Consider the following 7,880-nt stretch of genomic DNA (forward strand, 5'->3'; position numbering starts at 1 on the left):
CCCAAGACTGCCTCCCCAAAAGCAGCCTTGAATCTGATTTGCTCTTAAAAGGGAATCCTTAGAGTCCACACCACCTAGGGCCTTTGCCGGGACGACAAGACGGATAAACCACCGCAATGGCGCTCTTTCAAATCGGAACAATTCGCAACAAACCTGCTTCTGCAAACCAGTTGCGACTAGCGCTGTGGATGGCGGCTTGATGTTGACGGGCGCCCTGCTAAACCGCCGGTCATGACATTAACTCACGCCCGCGTCTCCAACCTCAAAACCAACGTCGCCGCGATCTCGATCTTCGCCAGCGCCGGCATGGCCGCGGCGAAATTCGCGGTCGGGATTGCGATCGGCAGCCTGGCGCTGATCTCGGAGGCCCTGCACTCCTCGGTCGACGTGGTCGCGACCATCATCACCTGGCTGGTGGTGCGGGTCTCCGACCAGCCGGCTGACGCGGAACATCATTACGGCCACGGCAAGTTCGAAAGCCTGTCGGCGCTGTTCGTCATTGCGCTGCTCTATGTGCTGGCCGGCGGCATTTTGGTGGAATCCTGGAGCCGCCTGCGCGAAGGCGCGCCCCCGCCGACGCTCTCGGCCGTGCCCTTCGTGGTGCTGGTGATCGACATCGGCGTGAATTTCTGGCGGGCGCGGGCGCTGCATCGCACCGCGCGCGAAACCAAGAGCCAGGCGCTGGCCGCCGACGCGCTGCATTTTGCTTCCGATGTGCTGGGTTCGGTCGCCGTCATCATCGGCCTGGTGCTGACCGGCTTCGGCTATGCCTGGGGCGACACGGCGGCGGCGATCGCGGTCGCCGTGATGATATCGCTGCTGGGCTTGCGGCTCGGACGGTCCACCATCGAAACCCTGCTCGACCGCGCGCCGGAAGGCGCGGCGGAAAAAGCCACCGCGGCCATCCGCGCCGTGCCCGGCGTGGTCGGCGTCGAACGGCTGCGCGTGCGCATGGTCGGGCCGACCCATTTCATCGACGCCATCGTCAACGTGCCCCGCACCTACCCCATCGACCGCGTCGAGGCGATCAAGCGGATCGCGCAAGCGGCCGTCAGCCAGGCGCTCGGCGACGCCGATTTGACGTTCACCGCGGTGCCGGTGGCGCGCGACAATGAGAGCGTGCGCGAGCGCATCATGGTGATCGCGCGCAATTCCGGCCTCGCGGTCCACCATGTCACCGTGCACGATCTCGGCGGCCGGCTGACGGTCAGCATCGACCTCGAAGTCGACGGCGACATGGCGCTGACCGCGGCGCACGACATCGCCCATGACCTGGAGCGCAGCATCCGCGAGGATTTTGGCGAGGATGTCGAGGTCGACACCCATATCGAGCCGCTGGAACCGGAACTGCCGCACGGCACCGACGCCTCACCCGAACGGGTGGAAGTCATCAAGGCGGCGCTGGCGGGTTTCGCGGCCAATGGCGCCATCCATGACATCCATAATGTGCGGGTGCGCGACACCGACGCCGGCGAAATCGTCAACTTCCATTGCCGCGCCGCGCCGTCGATGAGCGTCATCAAGGTGCATGAGAACGTCGACGAGATCGAGCGCGCGCTGCGCCGCGCCTTCCCGACCATCAAGCGCGTGATCAGCCACGCCGAACCGCCTTATTTGTGAGCTGGACGTACTAATACGGACGCGTTCCTGTTTCGGACTCTTTTTGGAGTCCCCGATTCGTCGTTGGACAAGATTTATTTCATATTAACGAATCGTTGACTCTCGACAGCCCGGGAAAAACGGATTCAAATCGCTGTGATTCGGAAACGACGTGGGGTTCTTCCGAACGGTGTGAAAAAATTAATTTCGGTGGGGGTTTATTAGCATGGCGCGCGCGCATGCGGCGAACGCGTGTGTTCAATCCGATTCGATCAAGGGATTGGCGCAATCGATCGCTAAACCAGCTTACCACAGGCTGCTCATCGCCGAGCCGGCGCTGCGACGCGCCGTGCCGACGCTGATCATCGCCTTCCTGATCACGATCTGCCTCGGCGCGGTCGTGCAGGTGATCGACCAGAGCCGGCAGAAGCGCACCGCGCTGAAGCGCGATCTCGCCGCCGTCACCGACCTGCTGGCCGAACGCATCGATCGCCTCGCCTCCGTCCGGCAGGATCGTGCCCTCACCATCGACCGGCTGCAGAGCCTGCTGCCCGAACTCATTCCCTCCTGGGGCAACGCGGCCGGCCGCCACTTCATCATCACCGGTGTGGAGCATCGCGTGCTGGCGCGGATTCCGGTCGAGGGCCTCAGCGGAAGCGACCGCGTGCTCGACGTGATCTCGACCGCGCAACTGCTCGCCGCGCCGGCTCAGCAGGGCGTCGTCAACGACATGACGCTGCCGAGCGGCAACGGCGCGCTGGCGATTTCGCGGCTGGTCAAGGCGCTGCCCGGCCAGGTCATCGTGATCCAGGAGAAGAACGATCCCCTGTGGGGATCGGACGCGGCGCTGTCGATGACGCTGTCCGCCACCACCGGCTTCGTCGTGCTGATCCTCGGCTTTGCGTTCCACTGGCAATCGACCCGCGCCCGCGAGGGCGACCTGATCAATGACGCGGTGCGCGGCCGGATCGACACCGCGCTCAACCGCGGCCGTTGCGGCCTGTGGGACTGGGACCTGTCGCGCGGCCGCATTTTCTGGTCGCAGTCGATGTTCACGATGCTCGGGCTCGACTCCCGCAACGACCTGCTGACCTTCGGCGAAGTCAACGCGCTGGTGAAATCCGACGACATCGACCTGTTCGCGATCGCCGATCAATTGATCTCCGGCAAGCTCGACCATATCGACCAGACCTTCCGCATGCAGCACACCGGCGGTCACTGGATCTGGCTGCGGGTGCGCTGCGAACTCAGCCAGGCCGCCGCCGACTCTGGCCTGCATCTGATCGGCATCGCGGTCGACATCACCGAACAGAAGAGCCTCGCCGAGAAAACGGTCGAGGCGGATTTGCGGCTGCGCGACGCGATCGAGACCATTCCGGAAGCCTTCGTGCTGTGGGACGCGGAAGACCGCCTGGTGCTCTGCAACTCGCATTTCCAGCGCCTGCATAAGCTGCCGGACTCGGCGGTGACATCAGGCACCTCCTATGAAACCGTGATCGAAGTCGGCAGCATGCCGGAGGTCCGCACCAGACTGCAGGAGACCGGCGCGCAAGCGCCGGGAGCGCGCACCTTCGAAGCCCAGCTCGACGACGGCAGCTGGCTGCACATCAGCGAACGCCGCACCAAGGACGGCGGCTACGTCTCTGTCGGCACCGACATCACCCGCATCAAGGAACACGAGCAGAAGCTGGTCGAGAACGACGCGCGGATGCGCGCCAACGTGCTCGATCTGAAGCGCTCGCAATCCGAACTCGCCGACCTCGCCGAGAAATATTCACAGGAGAGGACCCGCGCCCAGGAAGCCAACCAGGCAAAATCGAAATTCCTCGCCAATATGAGCCACGAACTGCGCACACCCCTGAACGCCATCATCGGATTCTCCGAGATCATGGGCAGCGGCATGTTCGGCGTGCTCGGCTCCGACAAATATCAGGAGTACTGCCACGACATCCTGACATCGGGCAAATATCTGCTCGAAGTCATCAACGACATCCTCGACATGTCGAAGATCGAGGCCGGCCGCATGAAGCTCGACATGGAGCCGCTCGACCTGTCGAACATTCTGGCGGAGTCGCTGCGCGTGGTGTCCGGGCGCGCGGAAGACAAGCATCTGACGCTGGACGCCGATATCGAAAGCACCATCTCGGTCATGGCCGACCGCCGCGCGGTCAAGCAGATCTTCGTCAACCTGCTGTCGAACGCCGTCAAATTCACCCCCGACGACGGCCGGGTCACCGTGCGCGGCCAGGTGCTCAGCGATTCCATCGTGCTCGTGATCGCCGACACCGGCATCGGCATCGCCCCGGATTCGCTGCGGCGGCTGGGCAAACCGTTCGAGCAGGTGGAAAGCCAGCTCACCAAGACCTATCAGGGTTCGGGCCTCGGGCTGGCCATCGCAAGATCGCTGACCAGTCTGCACGGCGGAACGATGCGGCTGCGTTCCAAGCTCGGCGCCGGAACGGTGGTGCGGATCAGGCTGCCGCGCGAGCCGCAAAAGCCGAGCGCAAAGCTGTCGGTCGCGGCGTAGCCGGCCCTCAAGCCGATTCCAGGGTCGGCGCGACTTCGCGGGCGATCTGCACCAGGGCTGCGATCAGCGGCGTCATCGGATCGCGCTGCGGGATCACCATGCCGATGCTGTAATCGACCACGGGATCGACGATCGGAATGCTGCGGACGGTATCCGCGAGCCCCAACGTCTCCGCCAGCTTCGCCGGCATCACGCTCGCCCAGCGTCCGGTCTTGACGTGGGTATAGAGCACCAAGAGCGAGTTCGACGTCAGCGTCGGCATCGCCTCGGCGCCGACCGACGTCAGCGCGCGGTCGATGATCCGGCGGTTCTGCATGTCCGGCGTCAACAGGCACAGCGGCACCTGGCCGACTTCCTTCCAGGTGACCTGCTTGCGATCGCCGAACATCGCATCGGGCGCCGTCAGCAGGCGGTAGCTCTCGTTGTAGAGCGGAATGGTGCGAACCTTGCCGATCGGTTCGTTCTCGATATAGGTCAGCCCGGCGTCGACCTCGAGATTTTCCAACAGCCCCAGCACCTCGGCCGAGGTGCATGACCGGATCTGGAAACGCACATCTGGATGGCGCGCGCGGAACGGCGTGGTGAGCTGCGCCACCATGCCGAGCACGGTGGGAATCGCCGCCAGCCTGATCTCGCCAGAGAGCTTGTCCTTGAGGCTGTTGATTTCCTGCCGCATGGCGCGGGTGTCGCCGACGATCCGCCGCGCCCAGTCGAGCGTGCGTTCGCCCTCGGGCGTAAAACCCTGAAAGCGCGAGCCACGCTGCACCAGCATGACGCCGAGGATTTCCTCGAGCTGCTTGAGGCTCGTCGACATGGTCGGCTGGGTGACGCCGCACGCCTCGGCGGCGCGTCCGAAATGCCGCTCCTTTGCGAGCGCCAGCAATAGTTCAAGCTTATCGAGCAAGAAGGCCTCAGTGAATCTGGTCGGTTAACCCCATGGTCCGGCGGTGACAAATACCACGGCCACCGCTGGACCCATACGTCAAAAGCCAAGCTCCGATACACCCGCTTCGGCGTTCATTGGATACGCATATCACCCGATTTTCAGGGCTTATTGGGCAAGCGGCAGGGAACGAGTTCCCCAAAGTTTGGAACAATTCCAATTCCGATCAGGGCGCGGGGCTGGCCTTCATTTTGCCTGCCCGCGCCCCTTCGGCCGGAGTGCGACCCACGGCCTCAGGTCCGGACATTGCCTTGCGCCGCCGGCTGGCCGGAACTATTTAGGGTGACCGAACTTCGGCCGACCGACTTGGCCTCGCCCATGGTGCGCGTGACTGACGAGCCTCAGCCCACTCTTGACTAACATCGTCCGGCCCCTCAGCGGGTCTTAACCGATGGATGCGATCATCACCTCGTCCATCAGCCGCGAGTCATGCCCGCGAGACTCCGGCATGCGCCAGGGAGCCAAGTACGCACTTCATGTCCGACAAGCCAGACAATGCCGACGCCCACACTGCCGACGCCCATGACGACATCATGTATCCGTCCGCGCTGCCGTTCATCGTGCTGCACCTCAGCTGCTTTGCCGCGTTCTGGTCCGGCATCACCTGGCAGGCGGTCGCGATCTGCATGACGCTGTACTGGCTGCGCATGTTCGCGATCACGGCGGGATATCACCGCTACTTCTCGCACCGGTCCTATTCGACCAGCCGGCTGTTTCAATTCGTGCTGGCGTTCCTTGCCCAGAGCACCACCCAGAAGAGCGTGCTGTGGTGGGCCGCCAAGCATCGCCACCACCATCTGCATTCCGATACGCAACATGACGTGCATTCGCCCCGCCACAAGGGCTTCTTCTACAGCCATGTCGGATGGATTTTTTACCGGCAGCACGACCTGACCGATCTGGTCAAGGTGGCGGATTTTGCCGCCTTTCCGGAATTGAGGTTCCTGCACCGGTTCGAGCAGCTGCCGAGCGTGATCCTCGCGATCATCTGTTTCCTGATCGGCGGATGGTCCGGCCTCGTGGTCGGTTTCGTCTGGAGCACGGTGCTGCTCTATCACGCGACCTTCTGCATCAATTCGCTGGCGCATGTTCACGGCCGCAAGCGCTACGTCACCGGCGATGATTCCCGCAACAACTGGCTGCTGGCGTTCTTCACCATGGGCGAAGGCTGGCACAACAACCACCACGCCTATCAGAGCAGCGCCCGCCAGGGATTTCGCTGGTGGGAAATCGACGTCACCTTTTACATGCTGAAGGCGCTGTCTTTCGTTCGCGTCGTCCGAGACCTGAAGACGCCGCCCGCGGAGGTGCTGCGCAACGAGCAGCGGCTCGGTTCGCGCGTCATCAATCGCGCCGCCGATGAACTCGTCGCATGGTTCAATCCCGAGCGGATTGCGCTCGCCGTTTCGTCGGCGCTGCACTCGTCCGAATTGACGGCCTTGCAGGAGACGCTGAGCCAGGCCCGGTCGCAAACGGCCGAGATATTGGCGTCGTTCCATCCGAGGATTCCGACGCGCGACGAATTGCTGGCGCAGGCGCAGGCCATGTTTGCGCGTACCCGCTCGCTCGACGAAATCGTCGATCGCGCGCACCAGCTCCTGCTCGGCGCGGTCGGCTCGCAGCTGATTGCGGTGCGGGCTTAGGACAAAGCGGCGGAATGGCTTCCGCCTTCCGCCTTCGCCCATTGGGCTACGGCGGACAGGTCGCCCGTTGGGCTGTGGCGTGACAAGCGCTATTCCGCTCGGCACAAAAGTTCCGACATCCATGGTGCGCGGTCAAAAACATTTGGCTTGCATGAGCACTATTGATTGGCACTTTCGCGTAATAGCGCGCATCCTGCCTTATCACCGCCCTGCCCGTGGCACCCTTCGGTGACAGAGAGTTCGGTAACACTCCCGCCTACAGTTCGAGGTCAGTTCATGGATCGATTGATCCACGAACGAGATCTCGCTTGCAAAGCACTGTCCGGAATGACCGACCCCGTGAAACGTCAGCGGCATTGACGCTCTGACGGGCAAGTGAACGTCCACCGCTACCGCGCGATTTGAAACCAGCTTGATGCGCAAACATCGACTGGCGGGACTGCAAGCGATCAACCCTGTTGGAGGATGTCATGGAAACAAGTATTGGATCAACGTTCCTTGCATGCGGGGGGATATTCGTCCTCTCGTTCGTTACCATCTGGGCATTCTGGTATGTCGAACGATTGCGCGGATCGAGCGCGCCTCACGTCTAGAGCCAAGGCCTATCGCTGTAGCGAGATTGTAAGAGGCCGACCGTGATTGGCATCGCGGCGGGACCCGACGCGTCAAGCGGGCGTCCAGCTTCCGAACGGAAGTGAAACCGTCACCCCGCCGACGGTGCAGTCGGCAGAGCCGAGTGTCAGGGTCCCCGCACTGGTTTTGATCATCGTCGTGGTTCCTACGCACACGTCTCCTTTGCCAAGACCAGCGCTGACGGCATCGAGTGCATCGTCGTTCAAGGCAGGCATGTTCGAAGTCATCGCTGTCTCCAGGGTTGCTCCGGCAACGGACCATCCGTTGCCGGACCGGCAGCCTCATGCCGGCCGACGACCGCGGCTGTGCGCACCGTCACGGACAAGCGCTGGTTGCGCAGGCGCTGCGCCTTCACTGCGGTTCCGGTTTGAATTTCAAACAGCCCTCGCCGTCATTGCCCTTCTCAGCTCTCTCAACTCGTCGTCCCGGCGAAGGCCCTAGGGCATGCACACATCTCGGAGGCTCCATCCTGCGGCGGCGGCGTGGAAGTATTCGAGGCCGTGCTTCATGGTAATGGGACCTGGCGGCTTGGACG

At 63.1% G+C, this 7,880-nt stretch carries 5 protein-coding genes; 3 read left to right on the top strand and 2 right to left on the bottom strand.

Annotated features, from left to right (window positions below):
• Window positions 1-231 precede the first annotated feature (231 nt).
• On the top strand, window positions 232-1,620 hold the full coding sequence (locus tag JQ567_RS37535; protein ID WP_212443477.1) for a cation diffusion facilitator family transporter: 1,389 nt from the start codon (window positions 232-234) through the stop codon (window positions 1,618-1,620).
• 205 nt (window positions 1,621-1,825) lie between these two features.
• Window positions 1,826-4,126: a PAS domain-containing sensor histidine kinase gene (locus JQ567_RS37540; RefSeq protein ID WP_212443478.1), complete on the top strand. Its 2,301-nt coding sequence runs from the start codon at window positions 1,826-1,828 to the stop codon at window positions 4,124-4,126.
• Between the two features lie 7 nt (window positions 4,127-4,133).
• Here the strand turns inward: JQ567_RS37540 and JQ567_RS37545 are convergent, their stop codons facing one another.
• Window positions 4,134-5,030: a LysR family transcriptional regulator gene (locus tag JQ567_RS37545; RefSeq protein WP_212205530.1), complete on the bottom strand. Its 897-nt coding sequence runs from the start codon at window positions 5,028-5,030 to the stop codon at window positions 4,134-4,136.
• 515 nt (window positions 5,031-5,545) lie between these two features.
• On the opposite strand from JQ567_RS37545, the gene JQ567_RS37550 reads away from it, so the two are divergent.
• A complete protein-coding gene (locus JQ567_RS37550) occupies window positions 5,546-6,712 on the top strand; it encodes a fatty acid desaturase (protein WP_249165990.1) in 1,167 nt (388 codons plus the stop codon).
• Between the two features lie 665 nt (window positions 6,713-7,377).
• Here the strand turns inward: JQ567_RS37550 and JQ567_RS37555 are convergent.
• Window positions 7,378-7,572, bottom strand: coding sequence for a hypothetical protein (locus JQ567_RS37555; protein ID WP_212443479.1), 195 nt, complete (start codon window positions 7,570-7,572; stop codon window positions 7,378-7,380).
• Window positions 7,573-7,880: the final 308 nt, after the last annotated feature.

Source organism: Bradyrhizobium sp. AUGA SZCCT0431 (genome assembly GCF_018131065.1).
In the GTDB taxonomy this organism is placed as follows: Bacteria; Pseudomonadota; Alphaproteobacteria; order Rhizobiales; family Xanthobacteraceae; genus Bradyrhizobium.